The sequence below is a fragment of the Kamptonema formosum PCC 10802 genome (assembly GCF_000332335.1).
GTDB lineage: Bacteria > Cyanobacteriota > Cyanobacteriia > Cyanobacteriales > Oscillatoriaceae > Oscillatoria.
Genome location: NZ_KB235948.1, coordinates 1,388,161 through 1,407,940, shown reverse-complemented (window position 1 = coordinate 1,407,940; position 19,780 = coordinate 1,388,161). Strand labels below are relative to the sequence as shown.

The 19,780-nt window shown below is 56.3% G+C and carries 21 protein-coding genes; 12 read left to right on the top strand and 9 right to left on the bottom strand.

Annotated elements, in window-relative coordinates:
• Positions 1-839: 839 nt before the first annotated feature.
• On the bottom strand, positions 840-1,028 hold the full coding sequence (locus tag OSC10802_RS48950; protein WP_155967412.1) for a hypothetical protein: 189 nt from the start codon (positions 1,026-1,028) through the stop codon (positions 840-842).
• 62 nt (positions 1,029-1,090) lie between these two features.
• Here OSC10802_RS48950 and OSC10802_RS0106025 point away from each other — a divergent pair, with 62 nt between their 5' ends.
• Complete coding sequence (locus tag OSC10802_RS0106025) at positions 1,091-2,551, top strand: folate/biopterin family MFS transporter (protein ID WP_017715883.1); 1,461 nt, start codon at positions 1,091-1,093, stop codon at positions 2,549-2,551.
• 130 nt (positions 2,552-2,681) lie between these two features.
• Positions 2,682-4,187, top strand: a complete 1,506-nt coding sequence (locus OSC10802_RS0106020) for a carotenoid oxygenase family protein (RefSeq protein WP_017715882.1) — start codon at positions 2,682-2,684, stop codon at positions 4,185-4,187.
• 369 nt (positions 4,188-4,556) lie between these two features.
• On the opposite strand, the gene OSC10802_RS38850 is transcribed toward OSC10802_RS0106020, so the two are convergent.
• From OSC10802_RS38850 to OSC10802_RS0106000, 5 genes are all read right to left on the bottom strand, one after another.
• Positions 4,557-5,102: a ferric uptake regulation protein gene (locus tag OSC10802_RS38850; protein ID WP_017715881.1), complete on the bottom strand. Its 546-nt coding sequence runs from the start codon at positions 5,100-5,102 to the stop codon at positions 4,557-4,559.
• Positions 5,103-5,126: 24 nt separating this feature from the next.
• Positions 5,127-5,357 (bottom strand): hypothetical protein, encoded by a 231-nt coding sequence (locus tag OSC10802_RS0106010; RefSeq protein WP_155967411.1) that lies wholly within the window; start codon positions 5,355-5,357, stop codon positions 5,127-5,129.
• Positions 5,358-5,379: 22 nt separating this feature from the next.
• Positions 5,380-5,541 carry a hypothetical protein gene (locus OSC10802_RS48945; protein ID WP_155967410.1) on the bottom strand — a complete coding sequence of 54 codons (162 nt, stop codon included), beginning with the start codon at positions 5,539-5,541 and terminating at the stop codon, positions 5,380-5,382.
• A gap of 109 nt (positions 5,542-5,650) precedes the next feature.
• The gene (locus OSC10802_RS48940; RefSeq protein ID WP_155967409.1) at positions 5,651-5,854 is read right to left on the bottom strand and encodes a hypothetical protein; all 204 of its coding nucleotides are present in this window, start codon (positions 5,852-5,854) and stop codon (positions 5,651-5,653) included.
• Between the two features lie 266 nt (positions 5,855-6,120).
• On the bottom strand, positions 6,121-6,387 hold the full coding sequence (locus tag OSC10802_RS0106000; protein ID WP_017715878.1) for a hypothetical protein: 267 nt from the start codon (positions 6,385-6,387) through the stop codon (positions 6,121-6,123).
• Positions 6,388-6,456: 69 nt separating this feature from the next.
• Between OSC10802_RS0106000 and OSC10802_RS0105995 the strand changes: the two genes are divergently transcribed.
• Positions 6,457-8,937 carry a WD40 repeat domain-containing protein gene (locus OSC10802_RS0105995; protein ID WP_017715877.1) on the top strand — a complete coding sequence of 827 codons (2,481 nt, stop codon included), beginning with the start codon at positions 6,457-6,459 and terminating at the stop codon, positions 8,935-8,937.
• 123 nt (positions 8,938-9,060) lie between these two features.
• Here the strand turns inward: OSC10802_RS0105995 and OSC10802_RS0105990 are convergent, their stop codons facing one another.
• Both OSC10802_RS0105990 and OSC10802_RS48935 read right to left on the bottom strand, forming a co-directional pair.
• Positions 9,061-9,285 carry a DUF4327 family protein gene (locus tag OSC10802_RS0105990; RefSeq protein WP_026098211.1) on the bottom strand — a complete coding sequence of 75 codons (225 nt, stop codon included), beginning with the start codon at positions 9,283-9,285 and terminating at the stop codon, positions 9,061-9,063.
• Between the two features lie 225 nt (positions 9,286-9,510).
• The gene (locus tag OSC10802_RS48935) at positions 9,511-9,720 is read right to left on the bottom strand and encodes a hypothetical protein (RefSeq protein WP_155967408.1); all 210 of its coding nucleotides are present in this window, start codon (positions 9,718-9,720) and stop codon (positions 9,511-9,513) included.
• Between the two features lie 620 nt (positions 9,721-10,340).
• Between OSC10802_RS48935 and OSC10802_RS44005 the strand changes: the two genes are divergently transcribed.
• From OSC10802_RS44005 to OSC10802_RS0105940, 9 genes are all read left to right on the top strand, one after another.
• Positions 10,341-11,444, top strand: coding sequence for an HMA2 domain-containing protein (locus tag OSC10802_RS44005; protein WP_017715874.1), 1,104 nt, complete (start codon positions 10,341-10,343; stop codon positions 11,442-11,444).
• A 114-nt stretch (positions 11,445-11,558) separates the two neighbouring features.
• Positions 11,559-13,904, top strand: a complete 2,346-nt coding sequence (locus OSC10802_RS0105975; protein ID WP_044169981.1) for a heavy metal translocating P-type ATPase — start codon at positions 11,559-11,561, stop codon at positions 13,902-13,904.
• Between the two features lie 329 nt (positions 13,905-14,233).
• Positions 14,234-14,539, top strand: coding sequence for a DUF5132 domain-containing protein (locus OSC10802_RS0105970; protein WP_017715872.1), 306 nt, complete (start codon positions 14,234-14,236; stop codon positions 14,537-14,539).
• A 40-nt stretch (positions 14,540-14,579) separates the two neighbouring features.
• Complete coding sequence (locus tag OSC10802_RS48930) at positions 14,580-14,738, top strand: hypothetical protein (RefSeq protein ID WP_155967407.1); 159 nt, start codon at positions 14,580-14,582, stop codon at positions 14,736-14,738.
• A gap of 172 nt (positions 14,739-14,910) precedes the next feature.
• Positions 14,911-15,207: a DUF5132 domain-containing protein gene (locus OSC10802_RS0105960; protein ID WP_017715871.1), complete on the top strand. Its 297-nt coding sequence runs from the start codon at positions 14,911-14,913 to the stop codon at positions 15,205-15,207.
• Positions 15,208-15,396: 189 nt separating this feature from the next.
• The gene (locus OSC10802_RS0105955) at positions 15,397-15,981 is read left to right on the top strand and encodes an HMA2 domain-containing protein (RefSeq protein ID WP_017715870.1); all 585 of its coding nucleotides are present in this window, start codon (positions 15,397-15,399) and stop codon (positions 15,979-15,981) included.
• Positions 15,982-16,348: 367 nt separating this feature from the next.
• Positions 16,349-16,921: a hypothetical protein gene (locus tag OSC10802_RS0105950; RefSeq protein WP_017715869.1), complete on the top strand. Its 573-nt coding sequence runs from the start codon at positions 16,349-16,351 to the stop codon at positions 16,919-16,921.
• 480 nt (positions 16,922-17,401) lie between these two features.
• The gene (locus OSC10802_RS0105945; RefSeq protein WP_017715868.1) at positions 17,402-18,778 is read left to right on the top strand and encodes an HMA2 domain-containing protein; all 1,377 of its coding nucleotides are present in this window, start codon (positions 17,402-17,404) and stop codon (positions 18,776-18,778) included.
• A 105-nt stretch (positions 18,779-18,883) separates the two neighbouring features.
• On the top strand, positions 18,884-19,162 hold the full coding sequence (locus OSC10802_RS0105940) for a DUF5132 domain-containing protein (protein WP_017715867.1): 279 nt from the start codon (positions 18,884-18,886) through the stop codon (positions 19,160-19,162).
• A 75-nt stretch (positions 19,163-19,237) separates the two neighbouring features.
• Here the strand turns inward: OSC10802_RS0105940 and OSC10802_RS38840 are convergent, their stop codons facing one another.
• A complete protein-coding gene (locus tag OSC10802_RS38840; protein WP_017715866.1) occupies positions 19,238-19,714 on the bottom strand; it encodes a response regulator in 477 nt (158 codons plus the stop codon).
• Positions 19,715-19,780 lie beyond the last annotated feature (66 nt).

The window sequence follows — 19,780 nt, the reverse complement described above, 5'->3', positions numbered from 1 at the left end:
TTCTTAGTGGACTTCGCTGTTGGTTCTGTCAGAGAAGCTTTCTCGCTTCTGTTCTTAGTGTAGCCGGTGGGAACTCCCCGTCAAGCACTTGTCACGAAACTTTACATTACACCGGCTCCCCTGCTTTTCCCCCCAAAACAGCAGCAGCACCCGAGCCTGATGCGCTGAGTAATTTCCTCTACTTTATCGTTCAACTTGGAGTCGCACTCACGGAAACCGTTGAGTCGCGGTGCTCCCTCGTTACTATGGGAGGAAATCTCAGCCCTCTAGTGGGGTGCTGCTGTTGTTCGATGAGACAGATGGTAGATTTAACAGCTCGTTTTACCTCGTTTTTATTTCTTAGTGGACTTCGCTGTTGGTTCTGTCAGAGAAGCTTTCTCGCTTCTGTTCTTAGTGTAGCCTGTGGGAACTCCCCGTCAAGCACTTGTCACGAAACTTTACATTAGACCGGCTCCCTTGCTTTTCCCCCCAAAACAGCAGCAGCACCCGAGCCTGATGCGCTGAGTAATTTCCTCTACTTAATCGTTCAACTTGGAGTCGCACTAACTTCAAGAGTTCAGTCGCGGTGCTCCCTTGTGACTATTTGGGGAAATATCAGCCCTCTAGTGGGGTGCTGCTGTTGTTCGATGAGACAGATATTAGATTGAACAGCTCGTTTTACCTCGTTTTGACTCTCTATTGGACTGGGCTGTTGGATCTGTCGGATGAAGCTTTCTCGCTTCTGTTCTTACTTTAGCAGAACCGCTCAGGAAAGCAAGAAACTGAAACTAAACTTTACACTTAGAGAGAGAACCGCTCTCGCTATTGCCAAATCGCCTTAAACAAAGCGAACGCAACCATTAAAAAACTAAGGCAAATCCCTCTTTTGCCAGATGCCGGCTTTCCCCACCGGCAGCAGTTCTCCGCAAAATCCCCAGTCTCAACCCCCAGCCAGACGAACGCGCCCGACAGTCGGGCACCCCCCAGCCCTCCCAACCCGACACCTGTCCGAACACCGGCGCGTCCCGGCACCGGCAGCCGTCCAGCACCCTAGCAGCTTTTCTTAAGCTTGTGATATAAAGGTGGCAACTTCTTAAACATCCTTTACAAAATGTTTGTTTCCCCCACCGGCTGGCAGAAAGTCAGACACTCCATAACACAAAAACTGTTTTTTGGCAACGAGCCCACCCCTGAATTAATGGCCATTTTACTGGTCTACTTCGTCCAGGGAATCTTGGGACTCGCGCGCCTAGCCACCAGCTTCTTCCTCAAAGACGAGCTGGGGCTGAGCCCTGCAGAAGTATCCGCCATGTTCGGCATCGCCGTCCTCCCCTGGACAGTCAAACCCCTATTTGGCTTCCTCTCGGATGGCTTGCCCCTGTTCGGCTACCGTCGGCGTCCCTACCTGATCCTATCAGGACTGCTGGGCGCATCCGCCTGGGTTGCCCTGGGCACAGTCGTCCACACCGGCATAGCAGCCACAGCAGCGATCGCCCTCAGCTCCCTCTCCATCGCCGTCAGCGACGTAATTGCCGACTCCCTCGTCGTCGAGCGAGCCCGCACAGAATCAAACAGCGACACCGGCTCCCTGCAATCCCTGTGCTGGGCAGCCTCAGCCCTGGGCGGACTGATAACCGCCTACCTCAGCGGCTCCCTGCTAGAGCACTTCAGCACGCACACCGTATTCCTGATCGCCGCCACCTTCCCCCTGATCCTCTCAGCCGCCGCCTGGTTAATCGCCGAATCTCCCGTCAGCGAGCGCCCCAACACCCAGATCGTAAAACAGCAAGTCGGGCTGCTGCGAGCCGCCATCACCCAAAAATCCATCTTCCTCCCCACCGCCTTCCTGTTCATCTGGCACGCCACCCCCACAGCAGACTCAGCCTTCTTCTTCTTCACCACCAACGAACTGGGATTCCAGCCAGAATTCCTCGGTCGAGTCCGCCTAGCAACCAGCATCGCCGCCCTCCTGGGCGTCTGGCTGTTCCAGCACTTCTTCAAATCCATCCCCTTCCGCACCATCTGCGGCTGGTTAACCGTCCTCTCAGCCGCCCTCGGCATGACCACCCTGATCCTCGTCACCCACACCAACCGCGCCCTTGGCATCGACGACCACTTCTTCAGCCTCGGCGACAGCATTATCCTCACCGTCATCGGAAAAATTGCCTACATGCCGGTCTTAGTCCTCGCCGCCCGAATCTGCCCCGCCGGCGTCGAAGCAACCCTTTTCGCCGTACTCATGTCCCTGATCAATCTCGCACAATTCCTCTCCCACGAAACAGGCGCAGCCATGACCCACTGGCTGGGGATCACAGAAACCAACTTTGACAAACTCTGGCTGCTCGTCCTGATTGCCAACCTCTCCACCCTCCTGCACCTGGCCTTCCTCGGCTGGGTGCCCGAAGAAAGCGCCCAAAGCGAAAGCCAAGCCGCCATCTCAAAATCCCTGCCCATCTTAGAACCCGAACCCAGCAACCCCACCCCCCCAGGGCAGCATCTCGCCCCAGACTTCCTCCCAGAAATGGTGCCAGTAGCCGCTTTAGCCGAAAAGCGAACACCTGAAAGCCGGTAAGCGGAAACTTTCTTCAGATTTGAGGGTGAGCCTTATTGCTCACCCTGTTTTGTTATGGCACATTTGTAGCGGGCGCAATAATACGCAGCTCGCCACTCTCGCGAACTTAAAAAAAGATTAAGACAGTGCCATGCAGGACACAAAAATTTCAAAACCCTTCCCGGCTGCCCCCTCTGCCTCCAAAACCCAAATCCGCAACGACTGGCTGCGCGGCTACGAATCCCAACCCAACGAAAATCAATACTGGATTGACGGCATAGAAGGTCAAATCCCCCCCGAACTGCACGGCACCCTCTTCCGCAACGGCCCGGGCTTGCTCGATATCAATGGCCAATCCCTCCACCACCCCATTGATGGCGACGGCACCATCTGCTCAGTGGCCTTCAATGCCGGTCGCGCCCACTTCCGCAACCGCTTCGTCCGCACAGAAGGCTTCCTAGAAGAACAGAAAGCCGGCAAAATTCTCTATCGCGGTGCCTTTGGCACGCAAAAACCGGGCGGCTGGCTGGCCAATGCCTTCGACCTGAAAATCAAAAACGTCGCCAACACCAACATTATTTACTGGGGCGGCAAACTCCTGGCCCTGTGGGAAGCCGCCGCACCCTACCGGCTCGACGCCCACACCCTAGAAACCCTAGGCCAAGACTGCCTCAACGGCGTCTTGGAAAACGGCGACGCCTTCTCCGCCCACCCCCGGATTGACCCCACCTGCCAGATGGATGGCGGCGCTCCCTGCTTGGTGAACTTTTGCTACAAGCCAGGGCTTTCCACCAGCATCACCATCTCCGAATTCAACCCGGATGGCAAGCTGCTGCGGCGTCATACCCACTCAGTTCCCGGCTTCGCCTTCCTGCACGACATGGCGATTACGCCCAACTACTGCATCTTCCTGCAAAATCCCGTCTCGTTCAATCCCTTGCCCTACTTTCTAGGATGGCGCGGTGCCTGTGAGTGCGTGCGGCTAGCCCCCAATCAGCCCACAAAAGTTATCCTCATTCCCCGCACCGGCACCGGCGACGTCCAAATTCTGGAAACCGAGCCTTGCTTTGTCTGGCACCACGCCAACGCCTTCGAGCGGGGGGATGAAATCGTCCTCGACTCCGTTTGCTATGACTCAATGCCTGCCCTCGATCCGGATAAAGACTTCCGGCAGGTAGATTTTGACGCCCTCCCAACCGGGCAGTTGCGGCGGTTCCGGCTGGACCTGACAGGAAAAACAGTGCGGCAGCAAGTGCTGGAAAGCCGGTACTGCGAGTTTCCCAGCCTGCATCCAGAAAAAGTGGGACGCCCCTACCGCTACCTTTATACCTGTGCCGCCAATCAACCCACCGGCCACGCTCCCCTGCAAGTGATTCTCAAAATAGACTTGGCTGCCGAGAGCCGGCAGGTATGGGGTGCCGCGCCGCGCGGCTTTGTTGGCGAGCCGGTGTTTGTCCCCCGTCCCGGCGGCATCACTGAGGATGATGGCTGGCTGCTATTATTAATGTATGACGCCGCCCACCACCGCTCCGATGCCGTGATTCTCGACGCCCGCGACTTGAAAAAAGGGCCGGTGGCTCGCTTGCACCTCAAGCACCATGTCCCCTACGGACTGCACGGCAGCTTCACCCCCGAATATTTTGGCCCCCAAATCTAATCTAATCATCCTCTTGTTTCGGTTTCCCGTAATTTCTGATGCGGTAAACCGAACAGACAGCGAGTGGGGCCCAAGCCAGCCCAAGGTGAAATCCCCTCCCAGCAGGCATTTTGGGGGGGTGACGGTTGCCGGTGTGCCTAAAACTGCACTCTTGTTTCGGTTTACCGTAATTTCTGATGCGGTAAACCGAACAGACAGCGAGTGGGGCCCAGGCCAGCCCAAGGTGAAATCCCCTCGCTGCAGGCATTTTGGGGGGGGTGACGGCTGCCGGTGTGCCTAAAACTGCACTCTTGTTTCGGTTTACCGTAATTTCTCATGCGGTAAACCGAACAGACATCCGGAGTGGGACGCCTGAAAAGTTTGTTTGGCTCAGTGCGCTTCACCATCTGTAGCGCTCTCGGTTTCATCCCAGGGGTGGGCTTCCATGTGAGCGCGGGGGCATGACCAATTGCTGGGCAGCATTGAGGGCCATCCCAGCCGCAGCGCTTCCGGACAGATCGTGTGAATCGTCAGCTGGCAGTCAATCATCTGCAAGCCGGCTTTCTCCGCCTGCTTCAGACCGCTTTTTAAAATCGAATCATTTTTGAATTCAATCGTCCTGTTGCACTGAATGCAGACCAAATGGTGGTGGTGATGCGGGTAAGGCTGGTTGAGCTCGTAATGTTTGTGCCCTTCTGCCAGCTCCAGCTCCCGAAGCAAGCCCATCCTGGCCATCAGCTTCAGCGTTCGGTAAATAGTGGACAGGCTGATGTTTTCCCCCCGGCGCAGCAGCAGATTGTACAGATCCTCTGCGCTCAAGTGGTTGCCCCTGGGCAAATTTTGAAAGACGTGCAAGATGGTCTCCCTTTGCGGTGTCAACCGCCACCCCCTGGCATTGAGTTCGGCTTTCAGTGAAGCTGCTGTGTAGAGAGCCATAACCATCTTTCCAAAAAAGACTCTTTATTGAAAATCATAACTTTTTTCAGGATAATTTTCAACAACCGCCAGCAATTGAGAATACTTTGCAGTATTGAGCGGGCCCGCCGCAAGGGTGAGGCCGGCGGGCTGGTTTCCCTCTCTCCCCGCCGATACAGCTATATTAGATAATGTTGCAAGATAGACGTAAAAATATAAGGTATTTACACTGTATTTATCGATCAAATACAATATATTGCGGCTTTTTTCTTTCAAAAAAATGCTATTACTTTGCATATTAAGTGCCTATGTGGCTCCTGCCCACTGGGGCATCGCCAGAACCGAGGTTCGCGGCAATCGGGCGGAGAAGCTCAACTGAAATCAGTGGCTGAGCGCCGGCACTGGCCATGACCTGAGCGAGTGAAGTAGCGACGAACCCTGAAAATAGAGCAGCAGCCACTTAGATTAGGACATTAAACTTTCCGGGCAGGCGAACGCCGTACCTCCGTCTCTAACTCGCAGGACAGACCTTCCCTAGGGCTATTATGTCCTAAACTAACTGTCTATTGCTAGACTGCCAGCCGCCCGGGGCGCGCCGGCACGCCGCCCAAAAGCCGGCACTCCCACGCCTGGAAAAGCCCGCCCTCCCGGATAAAGACCGGCGGATCGGGCCAGCACCTTTCCCAGAGCGCCGGTGGCGGGCGAGATTTGGCCGCCCTGGCGAAGCAATAAGCTTTAAAAATCTGTCCAGCTGTTTTAATAGTAATTATCAATAAGTCCCCTGCCAGCAGCGGCTTGGCGCAAAATAAAGATTTGTAAAATAATGCTTAACTAGACGTATTATGTGATAGGGATACGGGAGTTCTGCTGACAGACAGGGGAGTGAAATTTGCAATAAAACAAACTTCTGAGGTAATAGAGTTGATAAAAAATTGTAACAAGGGTGAGGGGCGCGGAGCGCCTGCGCCAGGGCTCAGGAGGGCGGCAGGGCCAGTTTCCTGGCCATCTAATGGCGGGAGTGGCGGAAAGCGGGCGGTTTTCAACCGGACTGGAGAGGGCACTCGAAGGCGTGTGACGCCGGTGCTGCCGGCAGCGCACAGGGATGGAACGGGGAAAGCTTTTCCCCCAGAATAGCCCAGAGAGACTTGGCGGGAAAGAGCAACAGCTCGCCCTTTCCGAAGCGATAGGTGGGGAAACCGGGTTTTTCTCCGCACAACCGAGGTTTTGGAGGAATTGCCAAAAGAACGCCGGTTTCTGAGAGTCCCGGCAGTGTGGCCCCCTGTTTTTGTCCATCTAGCAGAGTCACCGCTTTAACGAAACCTTAAAGTAAAAGAGCGAAACTGAAAGTGGAATTCACTAATAGCATTCGGCAGTTATGGAGCAATGGTTTAAGTTAGCGATCGAGTATGCAGTCCCTCTTTTTAACACCCTCCTGTACGTCAGGAATGGCCATCCCCTCAGCAGCCTAGAGATTGAGCTAGATCGGAAACAGCGGCAGACGGAGCTGATGCGGTCGTATCTGGGAAACGGTTCCCAGAGGGAGCCAGAAAAAAAAGATGCCAAGTTTCCTGAAACTGTGGCCGCACTGGGGCTGCAATACGCTAAAGAAATTCCCGCATTAATCCAGAGCCTGAACTCGGCTCTCCAGCCCAACACTCTCGATGGCGACGAGTGGCGCTTCCGGCAAGAGAAAGCCTTACAGCAGCAGCTCGTCACCCAAAGCCGCGAGACACAATTGCAGCTCGCCGCCTACCAGCGGGAAACCGCACTGAAATTACCGGAAGTTCAACAAATTTTCGATTCCTGGCCGCTGCGGCTATTTCCCGCACAAATACTGAAATCCCACACCGGCGAAGGCCCGATTCCGCTGCGCATATTTCTCGCCCCCCCCAAAGTGCAATACCAGCAAGCCGAGGAGCTGGTGCCGGGAATTCCAGAAATTGAACTCCGCTTGGCGCAAGGATTGCGGGAATTTCTCAACCAGCACTACCCCCTGCACAGCCAAATTAGCCCCACAGAATTTTTAGGCGGGGCTTGGGATAGCAAGCGCTTTCACAGCGAAACCAGTATAAAAGCCCTGTTTGGCATGCTCAAATCGGAGCCGTGTCTGGTTCTGGAATCGGAGATTGATGGCGGCACTTTGAATTTTCGCATCGCCTACTGGGGCTTGGGCCAGCCGGACTATTTCTACGATACAATACTGAAGCTGCCTTACCGGCAATTGGTTTGCGACTCCGCCAGAGATCGCGCTAGAAAATGGAAAGAAACGAGAGATAAACTGCTAGCATTGGGGAAAAACGAAGCCTATCTCGATAAAGTGGGCGGCAAACTTTACCACAACCTGAAACTTCTGGAAGAAGAAGAGGAATTGCAGGGGGCCGGCATTGACACCGCGCACCTGACTTTCCCCTACCAGCTCGACAGCAAAGATTTTGAAGCCCTGGGGAAGCTGCTGGTCGCTTCCCACTGTCTGGTAGCCGGCTGGATGGCGGACGCCCACCATCTAGCGCACGGTGACAGCGCCCCCCGACTGCCCCAGTTGCTGCCCGATTTGCTCGCAGAAACACCTGACCGGCACCTGCTGCACGGGGTGATGGGAGCGGCGGTTTCTAGCTATCAAACCGTTTTGAAGGTCATGGCGAGGGAGCGCCCGTACTGGGTGCCGGAAATGGCGCTAAAACTGGCCGTCAGCCTGGCGGAACTGCCGGATAAATCTTGGGCTAGGCAGCTGCTGGATGACTCGCTATCGTCCTGGCTGGAATTGCGCCGGCTGCAACAGCCTGAGGGCGCAATCGCTCTCGCCGGGAGCGAGCCGGTGCTGGCGGCACAAGATCGGGAATACCTGCTGCAGCTAAAGGACTGTTTCGCCGCTTTGGGAGATCGGGAGAGCGTCGCCCGAGTCAGCCAGCTGATTGGTGCCATCTGGAAGCTCAGCCGCGAGCCCAAACTGGAGAATGTTTCCCTCGCCCACCGGCTGACCGGCGTTTCCGGACGCCCCGTCAGCGTGGCCATCAGCCCGGACGGGCAGTTCCTCGCCGCTGGGGGTGAGGAAAATACCATCGGGGTGTGGCCGCTGAGTCGGGCGGGACTGCGGCAAGGAGCGCCGGTGCGGGTGCTGGCGGAGCATGCCGGCCAGGTGATTGCCCTCACTATGAGCCCAGACGGCGAGTTTCTCGCCTGCAGCGACAAAACCGAACTGAGAAGCTGTATCTATATTTGGAATTTGCGCACCGGCGAGCTGCTGCGCACCCTTTTCGGGCACAAAAAGTCCATTCACGCCCTCGCCCTCAGCCCCGACGGCCAGCTTCTGGCCAGCGCCTCTCACAAAATCAAAATTTGGAACCCGCACACCGGCGATTCGCTGCGCACTCTGTTTGGCCATAAAGAGTGGGTGTACTCCCTGGCCTTCAGCCCCGACGGCCAGACCCTGGCCAGCGGCTCTGGCGACGGCACGATTAAGATTTGGCACCCGCAGAGCGAGCAGCTGAGAAGCACCCTCTCCGGCCATTCCGGGCCGGTTTATTCTGTGGCCATCAGCCCAGATGGCCGGTTCCTCGTCAGCGGCAGTGCCGACAAAACCATTAAGGTCTGGCACGCAGCCACCGGCCAGCTGAGAAGCACCCTTGCCGGCCATTCCGGGCCGGTTTATTCTGTGGCCATCAGCCCAGATGGCCGGTTCGCTGCCAGCTGCAGTGCGGACAAGACCATTAAGATTTGGAATCTGGACACCGGCGTCGAGTGCACCACCCTTGCCGGTCATTCCGATGCGGTTTATTCCGTCGCTATCAGCCCCGATGGCCAGACTTTAGTCAGCGGCAGTGCTGACAGGACTGTTGGCATATGGATGGTCCACTAGGGTTCCCTCCGATCACTTCCGTTTGAAGATGTCTTAGATTGGGGCTGCTATTACCGAACCCAATCTTTACTCTATAGTGTTTTGCGCGTTTTGCTAAAAACAATATTACAAACGGATTTGATATCAGTCGTTTTCCCAAGTCTCACCATTTATCAGGTCGCCAATCCGGTCGCGCAGCAAGAAGTCGCACTGTGCCAGGGCGGATTCCACACAGATCCACTCCCGGGCGGGGATGTACTTGCAGAGCGTGTAGATGGGTTGCTGGCGGCTGAGCGATCCCTTTTGGATCAGGGATCGCGCTTCCTCTTTGAGCAGCTCTACAGAATAGCGGACAGTAGAGTGTACCATATTCTCCTCTTTGAAAAACAAAAGACTGCGATGGGAAAACAGCTCTCGCAAAAAGACAGCGTTGAAAACTGCCCTGAAAACCGGCTCTTGCTCTCAGGCGGTTTTGTGAGAGTTAGAGGTTGAGGTGTCGAGAGCCCGGGCGCAACTGCCAGCCGCACCCTGCATCTAAGCGCTGCCAGTCGCTCTCCGTGAGTATGATTGCTCTTTTAGGGTAGCGCGCAACATTTAGAAACACCTTTGGCGCAGGCGCGGCTCGCCGGCAGCAGGGGCGGGACAGAGCCGCCACCGGCCCACCGAGCCGTGCCGGTGCCGGTGCCAAAACCTTAAGTCTTTGTGAGTTTTAGGTGTTTGTTCCCACTGGTGTGCGAAACTCGACTCACAGGCAATTGTGGCGGCAAGCTTATCCCAGGCCCCAACCGGGATCTGTTTTACCACCCGTGCCGGCCTTTGCGATTAAGCGCGACACACTTTGATTTTTTTAGTGATGTTGCGCAACACGGCGCAATAAAGCTTAACGTTATGCCGAGTGGGGATTTGAGCCGGTTGGGCCACAGCAGCAAAAAAATTTTTGTGCCCCACCCACTTAACCAAAAAATTGTGTTATCTTAATCTAGTGTTAACCAAAAGCTTAACCTGCTGTTTCCCTCAAGGCCGGTGCCGCCTGAGTCCCAAGCAAAAAGGGCCAGAAGCCGGAGAGAGAGGGGGGGGGTAAGCCGCCAGCCAAGGAAGTCTCCTAGATTAGAGTGAAGACGGACTTGCAAGAACGGTAATCCAGCATGGGGAGGCGCTTTCATCTCTTAATCTCTAGTCCTGGGGTAAGGAGGGGGCAACTCTTATGTCGCACATAGCTGTTCTGGTGTCTGTCACCGAGCCAAATTGCCAACAGTTCCGATTCTACGCCGAACGGCGCAGCACGAATACTGGCCTTATGCGGTTGAGGCGTTGAGGGACAGGAGGCGCAAGCCGGCCTGCCCGCAAATAGAGCCTTGTCCTGAAAGCCGCACAAACGCTAAAAAGCGCACCGGCACACGAGAGAACTGAATAGGAGACAGTCGATGGCTGGATTAACTGCGCAAAGCCCTTCAGGGGGCGTACAAATTGTGCACGCGATTCGGGGTCGCGTGCGATTTCGTGCTGTGAGTGACGGGTTTCAACCGGCACTGGCAACCGCCGCTCAAGAGCTGCGCCAGCTACAAGGAATTAAAGAAGTCAGTATCAACCAGCAAACGGCAAGCTTGGTCGTCACCTTTGACGAAAGCCGGCTGTCACTGCCGGCGCTGCTGGAGGCGCTGCGCCGGCAGGGCGTTGCCGTCGCCGGCGACGGGATATCGCCCGAAACAGAACTGTGGAATCCGGTGTCAGCCGCCCTAACAGCAGCTCCGCTCGATTCAGTCATCCCCTTAATGGTGGGAGTGCTCGTCACCCAGCGGCTGGGAATAGTGGGCTTGCCGGCTATCCCGGTCTATCTCATCGCTGCCGGCACAACCCGTCAAGTCATAGACCAGGGACAGGCGGGACGCCTGTCCTACGCCGAACTGCTACAGCCTTGGGAGCAGGGGGGCGGGAAAGCGCCGGCAGTGGGAGCGGAACCCTACCGGCTCGCCCATGCGGTTCCCGGAAGGGTGCGGTTTCACATTCCCCGACTCGCCTGGGATGCGGCATACGCCCGCCGCGCCCAGCAGCAGGTACAAGCAGAGGAGGGCGTCACCGATGTCCGCGTCAGCCAGGCGGCGGCATCCCTGACTGTGACCTACCGCAGCCGCGCGGTTTCAGATGCCGTTATGCGCTCGCGTCTGGCACAGCTGATTGAGCGGGCGGCGCAAGTGGCAGCAGACTCCCCACCGGCACCCCCCGCCGCGAGCGCCAGCGCCCTTGGCAACGGGCGAAACCCCCCGCCAGCGCCAGAACCCGCAGCCCCAGCACCGCCCTCCGCAGGGGCGAGCGCCAGCGCCCTTGGCAACGGGCGAAACCCCCTGCCAGCGCCAGAACCGGCACCCCCGGTGCCATCAAAGCAGCAGCCAACTGAGCGAAGCCGGTGGCTAAAATCTCTCGCCGCAGAGACACCGGCAGCACCGGTGCCGCTGAAAAATAGCATGTGGGCGCAATACAAGCCGCCGGCGCTGTCTGTTTTTCTGGCCTTTATGGCTAACCTTTACTAAAGTTTCCTGCATGATATGTGATAGTTCATTCCGCCCAACGGGCTGCGAGGAGCAGCCCGTCTGCTACATGATTCCCAAACCCAACACCTAGCAAGGGAGGTAGATGACAGCGCAATGGCACAAGTAATGGCAAAACCGGCACCGCAGTCCAAGAAAACATCCAGGGGGACCTCTGCGGTTGAAAACGGCAAATCAACTTTAGCTGACCTCAATGGCCACCTGAATAAAAATGGTCACATAGAGAGCGATGGGCAGCTGAATAAAAATGGCCGGTCGCAGAGCGATGGCCACCTGAACTGGGCGCAGCAGGCAAAAGTGCCCTACAGCGTGGCGCACGCAGTTCGCGGACGAGTGCGGTTTCGCATCCCCCGGCTGATCGGCGATGCCAACTACGCCCGCCGGCTCGAAGCGATTTTTTCCTCAGCAGAAGGGGTCACAGATATCCGCGTCAAGCGGTCAGCAGCCTCAATTGCGATAGCTTATAAAGCAGGAGCGGTTTCAGACGCCAAGATGCGCTCCCATCTGGCGAGTTTGATCCCGCTTGCCGCCAGCAGCTTTGTGCCGGTGGAATTAGCACCCAAATCGAAGCCGGAACCCGAACCAGAAGAAGGAGAAGAAGAAGAAAGCAGCCCCTGGGCTGGGTTGAAACTGCCGGTGCTGGCCACCGCCCTGTCCGTACTGGGGGGCCCGCTGGGACTGCCGGTGCCGGCAGCCCTGGTGGCGGGAACCATAGCCATTACAAGTTTGCCAGTCGCCAAACGCGCTTGGGAGGCAATCCGCAACGAGCGCCGGCTCAATATTGACTTCCTGGATTTCTCGGCGATCGTTATCACCACACTGCAGGGCCAGTTTCTCACCCCCTCCCTGATGCTGTGCCTGATCGAAATTGGCGACGCCATTCGCGAGCGCACAGCCCGCTCTTCCGCCCGCCAAACCCTGGACTTGCTCGACTCCCTCGCGGACTTTGTTTGGGTGGAGCGCGACGGCGAAAAACAGGAAATTCCCATACTCGAAGTGCAGCGGGGCGATACTGTCATCGTCTATCCGGGCGAGCAAATCCCCGTGGACGGTCGCATCCTGCGGGGCAAAGCCACCATCGACGAGCAAAAACTCACCGGCGAGTCCATGCCGGCAGTCAAAGAACCGGGACAGGAAGTGTACGCCTCCACCCTGGTGCGCGACGGTCAAATCTATATCGTGGCGGAGCGCACCGGCAGCGACACCCGTGCCGGTGCCTGCATCAGCTTGATGCAGCAAGCCCCCGTTCACGACACCCGCATTGAGAACTATGCCGCGAAAATAGCAGACCGGGCTGTCGTGCCCACTATCCTGCTCGCCGGCGTCGTCTTTGGCGCAACCCGCAGCTTCGCCAGAGCCGCCGCTGTCCTCACCCTGGACTTCGCCACCGGCATTCGCGTCTCCGTACCCACAACGGTTCTGGCGGCGCTCACCTCGGCGGCGCGGCGCGGCATCCTCATCCGCAGCGGGCGCGCTCTGGAGCAATTCGCCAAAGTTGACACCTTCGTGTTCGACAAGACCGGCACCCTCACCGAAGGCGATGTTGCAGTCGTCTGCATCAAGACGGTGAATGGCATGCCGGCAGATCGGGTGCTGCAGCTGGCGGCTTCCGCCGAACAGCGCCTGACTCACCCGCTGGCCTCCGCTCTGGTGCGCTATGCTGAACAGCAAGACCTTGCCATCCTGTCTCGCGACGAGTGGAACTATGAAGTGGGTTTGGGCGTGCGGGCGGAAATTGACGGGCAGATAGTTTTGGTGGGCAGCAAGCGCTTCCTCCAGCAAGAGGGCGTGTGCCTGCAGTGCCTGTATGAAGAGCATCCGGACCTGCAAACCGGCTCGCTGATCTACGTCGCCAGCGACGGCGAATTGCGCGGCGTCGTTCAGTACACCGACCCGCTGCGCCCAGAAAGCAAAGAAGTGATTGAGACTTTGCAGCATCAGGGCATGGAAGTTCACATCCTCACCGGCGACAACTGGAAGCGCGCGAAATCTGCAGCAGCTAAGCTGGGGATTCCAGACGCTTGCATTCACGCGGAAGCATTTCCCGAAACCAAGGCAACTGTTGTGCGCGAACTCCACGAAAGCGGGCGGACAGTTGCGTTTATTGGCGACGGGATTAATGACTCAGCCGCTTTGGCTTATGCCGACCTGTCTGTCTCGTTTGGCAACGGTTCGGATATCGCCCGCGAGACGGCTGATGTGGTGCTGATGAGAAACGATCTGCAAGGGCTTGTGGAAGCGATCGCTCTCGCCCGCCAATCGATGGGGCTAATTCACCAGAATACCGCGATTGTTGCGGTTCCCAACCTCACCGGTCTGGTGCTCGCCGGCACCGTGGGGCTCAACCCCCTGGCGGCAACGGTGATTAACAACGGCTCTAGCGTGATTGCCGGTGTGAACGGTTTGCGCCCGCTTCTCAACTCGAGCGCCCCGCACAGCTAAGGCGGGCGCTGGGCGCTGGGGAATTTGGGATGCAAGGATTTGGGATGCAAGGATTTCTCTCGTTCCCAAGTATAGCAATAGACAGTCAGTTTAGAACATGAGCCTCATCTGCTATATAAGGCGTAGGACAGGCGTCTCGCCTGTCCCACTGTCTGAACCTAAGTGGCTACTGCTATAAAACCTGGGACGGAGAAATCAGAGGGTTTGCTTCCTTGCTCCCCATGCCCCATGCGCCATGCGCCATGAGCCATGCGCCACGCGATGATGCGCCACGCCCCACGCCCAGTTAGCACAATCTGGCGAATGTACTTTACGGGAGGGAATGTATTATGCTGTTTGGTTTGGACGATTTATTTGAAGCTGTTGTGGAAGATTTTGCCCTGCCGGTAATTGTCGCCGGTGTGGGAGCGGTGCTCTTGGCACCCGTTCTGGTGCCGGTGGGCAAACCGCTCGCCAAGGCAGCCATTAAAGGGAGCTTTCGCCTCTATGAAAAAAGCAAAGTTGCTTTTGCCGAAATGGGAGAGGCTTTTGCGGATCTCGTAGCTGAGGCGAAGACGGATATGGCTGTTTCAACAGCCCAACTGCAGCTGGCACCAGGGCAAATGCACCCTGAAGATACGGGCCGGCTTGGCTGAACCTTGTGCGGGGCGAGCGTCCTTTCAAAGTTCAAAGAATATGAATTTTGAAGGAAAACAGCTGATAGGTCATCCCTCGGAAGGCATAAGTTTTTCTCCCTCCGCCGTTTGCCGCAAGTTCCGCACGCTCTTTCGGTTGGGAGACAGGGCTAAAGCCCTCAGGGACTATTGGATGTTAGCTGACTTAGCTGTTAGCTGACAGCCAATATAGCGTTGCTCATCCTTTGTGAGGTACTGAGAAACCCGGTTTCTTAAAGAAACCGGGTTTCTGGGCCAAAGTTCATCCAGCTGAGAAACGCTATAACAGGCGCTACTAACAGCTAAATTCTGAAAACCTTGACAAATTCGCACTAAACAGGAGAGAATGTAGTATGGCACTGCCAAACATTTTTGAAGAGCCGGGCGCTCTTTTGGAAGAAGCCGGCGCACCAGGGATTTTCTTGGGTTTGGGAGCTTTACTCCTGGCACCCGTCGTGATCCCCATCGTGGCTGGGGTTGGCAAACCGGTTGCCAAGGCGGCGATTAAAGGCAGCATTGCCCTTTATGAAAAGAGTAAAGGGGCGTTTGCGGAATTGGGCGAGGTTGTGGAGGATCTGGTAGCCGAGGCTAAGGCGGAGATTGCTGATAGCAAGCAACAAGAGATTGTGTCGGCGTCAGATTCCGATTAAAGGAAGAAAATGTCTCATAGGGAGCAATCCCCACGCTTCTACTGAACGCCGTCCCCTTGTTTTCGGGGGCTCAGCATAAGGAGAGGAAGGCAATAGCAGCTGGAAGGCAAACCCTCTGGCTGCTATTCCCCATCCCGCTAAACTTAACGGCTGTCGCGAGAGTTTTCACATCGGAGGTAGAGAGATATCATGGTTAGGAATGACGCCAAAATAATACCCCTGAATGGAGCGAGCCTAAAGCCGGCAGGCAAACCGATGCTCGCCCGAATTGTCAGCCAGACGCGGGGGCGGATCAGGTTAAGAGTGACCGGCACACACCGCAACCACCGCTACATGGAAGAAATCGCCAGTGCGCTGAGAGCGCGCGCTGATGTTTGTGACGTTCGCACGAATCCCGACACCGGCAGCATCGTCGTCCATCACATAAATGAGGAGGGCGTTGTTGATGATATCGCCGCCTCCCTGTGGGATGTGGGGGTGATTGTCGGTCACATCACTCACGGAGAATCTTTGGCGGCGGCGGAAGTCTCGAATGCTTTTGCTGACCTGAACGAGCACATCGCCCACGCCACCGGCGGCATGGTGGATATGCGGTTCCTCGTACCCGTAGGGCTGGGAGCGCTGGCCATACGGCAGTTGCTGGTCAAGGGGCTGCAATTGGAAATTGTGCCGTGGTATGTGCTGGCGTGGTATTCTTTTGACAGCTTCCTCAAATTGCACTATACCAAGAAACCGGAGTATCTGCAAACCCCCCTGCCACCCCGACCGGAATAAAATGCTTTGAGCCCCTGCGCCCAAGGCGGGAGCCGCGCGCGTCATGCCGGTGCCCTCAGGCGAGTCACATTCGGGGAGAACACAATCGCGCCTGCGCAAGTGGAGTAAACGCTTATACAAACTGGGCGGGAGGAAATGGGAACTGGGCGCGCAAGGCAGCCAACAATCAGCCATGCGCCATGCGATGATGCGATCGTGCCCCTGCTGGCGAATGAGTCTTTTTTGTGTTTCAAGGCGCGCTCCTTGGGTATTCTAGAAGCTGAACGCGGCGGGCGCGTTATTTCCTCTCTTCCGAACACCGGGCGAGCAAATGTGTTGATCTGCCGCTATCATACTTGTATCCATAATTCCCAGGGGGTGTGACAGGATGGTGAGCACATTTGAAATTCAAAAAGACCTGCAAGTCGCCCTGGCCGACCGTCCCATTGCGGTCAAGGCCCATCTGACCAAGGATGAATTAATTATTGTCATCAACCGGTCGAGGGGGAACCCGATAAATTATGAAGATTTGCTTAAGATTATTGAAAATCAACTGCTAGAGTGGCAGTTAGATGGGATCGCAAAAGTTAAAATATTTGGGAGGATCAATGACCAAAGTCACCCGGAATGGCAGAAAGCCTTTGAAATGCGCGGGAATCGAATTCAGATGAAAAGCGAACGACCGGCACCACACATACAAAAAAATGGCCGACTGATTTTAAATATTGCCAGCACTCTCACGTCAAAAAGAGTCAAAGTGAAAGCTTCTTCCAGGCTGATGACGGTTAAGTTAGGACTCCTGGGGGCGGCGAGTTTTACGTTAATTTACGGAACGTCGCTAGTAGCCAAGGCTGAAACTGCAGGCTTTATAATGTTCTTAAGCGCAACAGTTCTGGCTACGGGTCTGGCGGTGGTTGAAGCGATAGATATCCTGTGCGAGGAAATCAAACGCCGAGACTAGCGAGAACTTGAGAGGGGGTGCGGGGAAGCGGCGTCGCACCGGGATGATTCAAACTCTGTGGTGCGGGGCGGTAACCCCACCCGCCAACTCCCTCCCCGCGCTTCGGGAAGGAGCAGAAGAAGGAGCTCCCCATCGCACGGGGTGCGCAGCGCCAGGGGGAGGGGTTGCTGTATCGTGTCTGTCAGTATCCTCTGCAACCGAAAGACATCCAAGGGCGAACCCGCCCCTACTTCCGTCTTGTTTCTTGAGTTCATAAAAACATCAAGGAAGCAATTGTATTCGGGATTACTCTGTCAGAAAAGCCAGTCGGAGCTGGCGGGACAGTTGGGATATTGTCCAAATGTTAATTGGAGTCTGGGGGGAGGAAGTGCCTTAGTTACACCTTCAACATATCCCCTTTATATTATAAAATAGCAGCATCTATAAATGCCTGCAATGTGAAGAAAGGTTGACAGTACAGGATTGGATTGGAGAAAGGGAATGGCTGATGGGACAGCACAACGCCAAGAGGGGGGCATCTCTGTCGCCCATGCGAGCCCGGGGCGCGTGCGGCTGCGGGCGGCAGGCTCGGATTGCGCACCGGCACTGGATGCTATAGCAACACAGCTGCGGCAGCGCGAAGGTGTGTGTGAAATCAGCAAAAATCAGGGAACGGGCAGTTTGACTGTTACCTTCGATACTAGGGCGCTGCCGCTGCCGGAACTGTTGGGGGAGATCGAGGGGTGGGGGGTAACACCGGCAGCCGCCCTGCAGGCACAGGCAAACCGCACAGATCCCTTTGCGGCGTGGAAGTCCGCAGAGTTCTGGAAAAAACAGGGCCGGTCGTTCCTGCCGGTGATTGTAGGGCTGCTCGCCACCAGAGGGCTGGGACTGGTTGGCTGGCGGGCGCTTTTGGCCTATATGGTTGCGGCAAATACCACTCGCCAGCTGTTGGGCCAACTGGAGGGAGTCACTCCCGCAACGGCTCCCCGCGAGCAAATTGGCGCTCCCCCAAAACCCGTCAAGATTCCGGAACAGATCCTGGCAGCGACGGCTGTTCGGGAAATTGCCAGCTCAGAGAATTTTTCCCCCTCGCTCCCCCCACCCCCACAAGGACAGATCGGGAAAGTAGGGGAATTGAACGGACAAAATTCTTTTGCGGGATCGCAGGCACCGGCAATTCCCTTTAGCATCGCCCACGCCATTCGGGGGCGGGTGCGGTTTCACGTGCCTCGCATCGCCGCCGATCCCCAGTACGCCCGACGCCTGCAAAAGCTGGCCGAATCAGCCGCCGGTGTCACCCTAGTGCGCGTCAGCCCCACGGCAGCATCGATTGCAATTAGTTATGATGCCGGTGCGGTTTCCGATGCCGAAATGCGCTCCCATCTCGCCGCACTCATTCAGGAAGCCAGCACGCCAAGAGCGCCAGGGGGCACTGCCACACCGCCGGCACCCGAGGCACCCGAGGCACCCGAGGCAACCCCTGAGCCGGTAGAATCTCAATTAGCTCTCAGTGAGGCGGAAATGGAAACCGAACCGGCAGCGGGTGAGCCTGCCGAATCTCAGGGGGATCTCAGTGAGGCGGAAATGGAAACCGAACCGGCAGCCTGCGATCGTGCCGAATTTCAACTCCCTGTCAGTGACGCCGAACTCCAGACAGAACAGGCACCTTGTGAGCCGGCGCTCAGTGCGGCTAGTATGGAGACAGAGGCGGAAAACGGCTCACCGCCGGCATCCGAGCCGGCTGTCACAGAGGAAGTTAATTTTTGGCTGTGCCTGTGGCAAACTGTTCGCTCCACGATGCAGGGTTTGAAGGCGGGCCAACCGCCGGCGCACGCCTTGATCTCAGGGTTGAGAGATGCCGGCGCGATATCCTGAATCGATAGGTTTCGAGCGCTTCAACAGCGCTGTGAAGTTGGCTGTTACGGTTGCGCGATCTATCCTGAAATTACAGTCTGCAGGAATGCGGGAGGAAAATCTGTCATGGCACTGAAAATCGGGAATTTCTTTGAAGAGTTTGGCCCAGTGGGCATTGCCGCCGGCATCGGTGCGGTTGTCCTGCTTCCCGTTGCTGCCGGCTTCGGAAAACCGATAGCTAAGGCGGCGATCAAAGGCGGCATTGCCCTCTATGAAAAGAGCAAAGGGGTTTTTGCAGAAGCCGGCGAGGTTTTTGAGGATCTGGTGGCAGAGGCAAGAGCTGAAATCGCCGAAGAACAAACAAAAGCCCAGATGGACGTGGCAGTAAATCCGCCTGAAGGGTGAGGGAAGCCGAGTTGCCGGCTAGGCGGCACCGTGAGGGATGGGGGAGCGCCCCATCCCTTTAGCGAAGGCTTCAACCTATTGCTCTTCTCGCAAGTGCACCAACATTGCTTTAACTAGAAATATCAGCTGATTCAAATCCACCGGCTTGACAAAGTAATAGCTGATCCCCAATTTTTCGGCGCGCACTCTTTCTGTAATATCGCCAGTGCTGCTCATCACAATCACGGGGATGCCCTTCAGTTCTGGCTGCTGCCTTATCCAGGCCAGCAAACTTAGACCGTCCATTAAAGGCATTCGCAGATCAGTCAAAATCAGCGCCGGAAGAGATAGCGGGTCTTCGTAGGGATTGAGACGGCTCAGGTAGTTTACGGCTTCCTCTCCGTTTTCTGCAAATACCAGAGACATGTCTAAGTTGCTAATGCTAAATAAAGCTTCTAGTAGCTGGCGCTCATCAGGATTGTCTTCTACTATTAAAAAATTTTTATAGCTGCCACTCACAGAGGAGCGATCGTAAAAAGGGTTAAGGCTTAAACCGGGGAGAGAAAAGAACATAGCTGCAAGCCTCCAAATCATTGACCAGCTTTCTTTAGGCAGACTGAGCTAACCGGGGTAGCGAAA

Excerpts from the sequence above, each read along its gene's own strand:
- OSC10802_RS0106025 (WP_017715883.1), top strand. The coding sequence starts at position 1,091 with ATGTTTGTTTCCCCCACCGGCTGGCAGAAAGTCAGACACTCCATAACA.
- OSC10802_RS0106020 (WP_017715882.1), top strand. The coding sequence starts at position 2,682 with ATGCAGGACACAAAAATTTCAAAACCCTTCCCGGCTGCCCCCTCTGCC.
- OSC10802_RS38850 (WP_017715881.1), bottom strand. The coding sequence starts at position 5,102 with ATGGCTCTCTACACAGCAGCTTCACTGAAAGCCGAACTCAATGCCAGG.
- OSC10802_RS0105995 (WP_017715877.1), top strand. The coding sequence starts at position 6,457 with ATGGAGCAATGGTTTAAGTTAGCGATCGAGTATGCAGTCCCTCTTTTT.
- OSC10802_RS0105990 (WP_026098211.1), bottom strand. The coding sequence starts at position 9,285 with ATGGTACACTCTACTGTCCGCTATTCTGTAGAGCTGCTCAAAGAGGAA.
- OSC10802_RS44005 (WP_017715874.1), top strand. The coding sequence starts at position 10,341 with ATGGCTGGATTAACTGCGCAAAGCCCTTCAGGGGGCGTACAAATTGTG.
- OSC10802_RS0105975 (WP_044169981.1), top strand. The coding sequence starts at position 11,559 with ATGGCACAAGTAATGGCAAAACCGGCACCGCAGTCCAAGAAAACATCC.
- OSC10802_RS0105970 (WP_017715872.1), top strand. The coding sequence starts at position 14,234 with ATGCTGTTTGGTTTGGACGATTTATTTGAAGCTGTTGTGGAAGATTTT.
- OSC10802_RS48930 (WP_155967407.1), top strand. The coding sequence starts at position 14,580 with ATGAATTTTGAAGGAAAACAGCTGATAGGTCATCCCTCGGAAGGCATA.
- OSC10802_RS0105960 (WP_017715871.1), top strand. The coding sequence starts at position 14,911 with ATGGCACTGCCAAACATTTTTGAAGAGCCGGGCGCTCTTTTGGAAGAA.
- OSC10802_RS0105955 (WP_017715870.1), top strand. The coding sequence starts at position 15,397 with ATGGTTAGGAATGACGCCAAAATAATACCCCTGAATGGAGCGAGCCTA.
- OSC10802_RS0105950 (WP_017715869.1), top strand. The coding sequence starts at position 16,349 with ATGGTGAGCACATTTGAAATTCAAAAAGACCTGCAAGTCGCCCTGGCC.
- OSC10802_RS0105945 (WP_017715868.1), top strand. The coding sequence starts at position 17,402 with ATGGCTGATGGGACAGCACAACGCCAAGAGGGGGGCATCTCTGTCGCC.
- OSC10802_RS0105940 (WP_017715867.1), top strand. The coding sequence starts at position 18,884 with ATGGCACTGAAAATCGGGAATTTCTTTGAAGAGTTTGGCCCAGTGGGC.
- OSC10802_RS38840 (WP_017715866.1), bottom strand. The coding sequence starts at position 19,714 with ATGTTCTTTTCTCTCCCCGGTTTAAGCCTTAACCCTTTTTACGATCGC.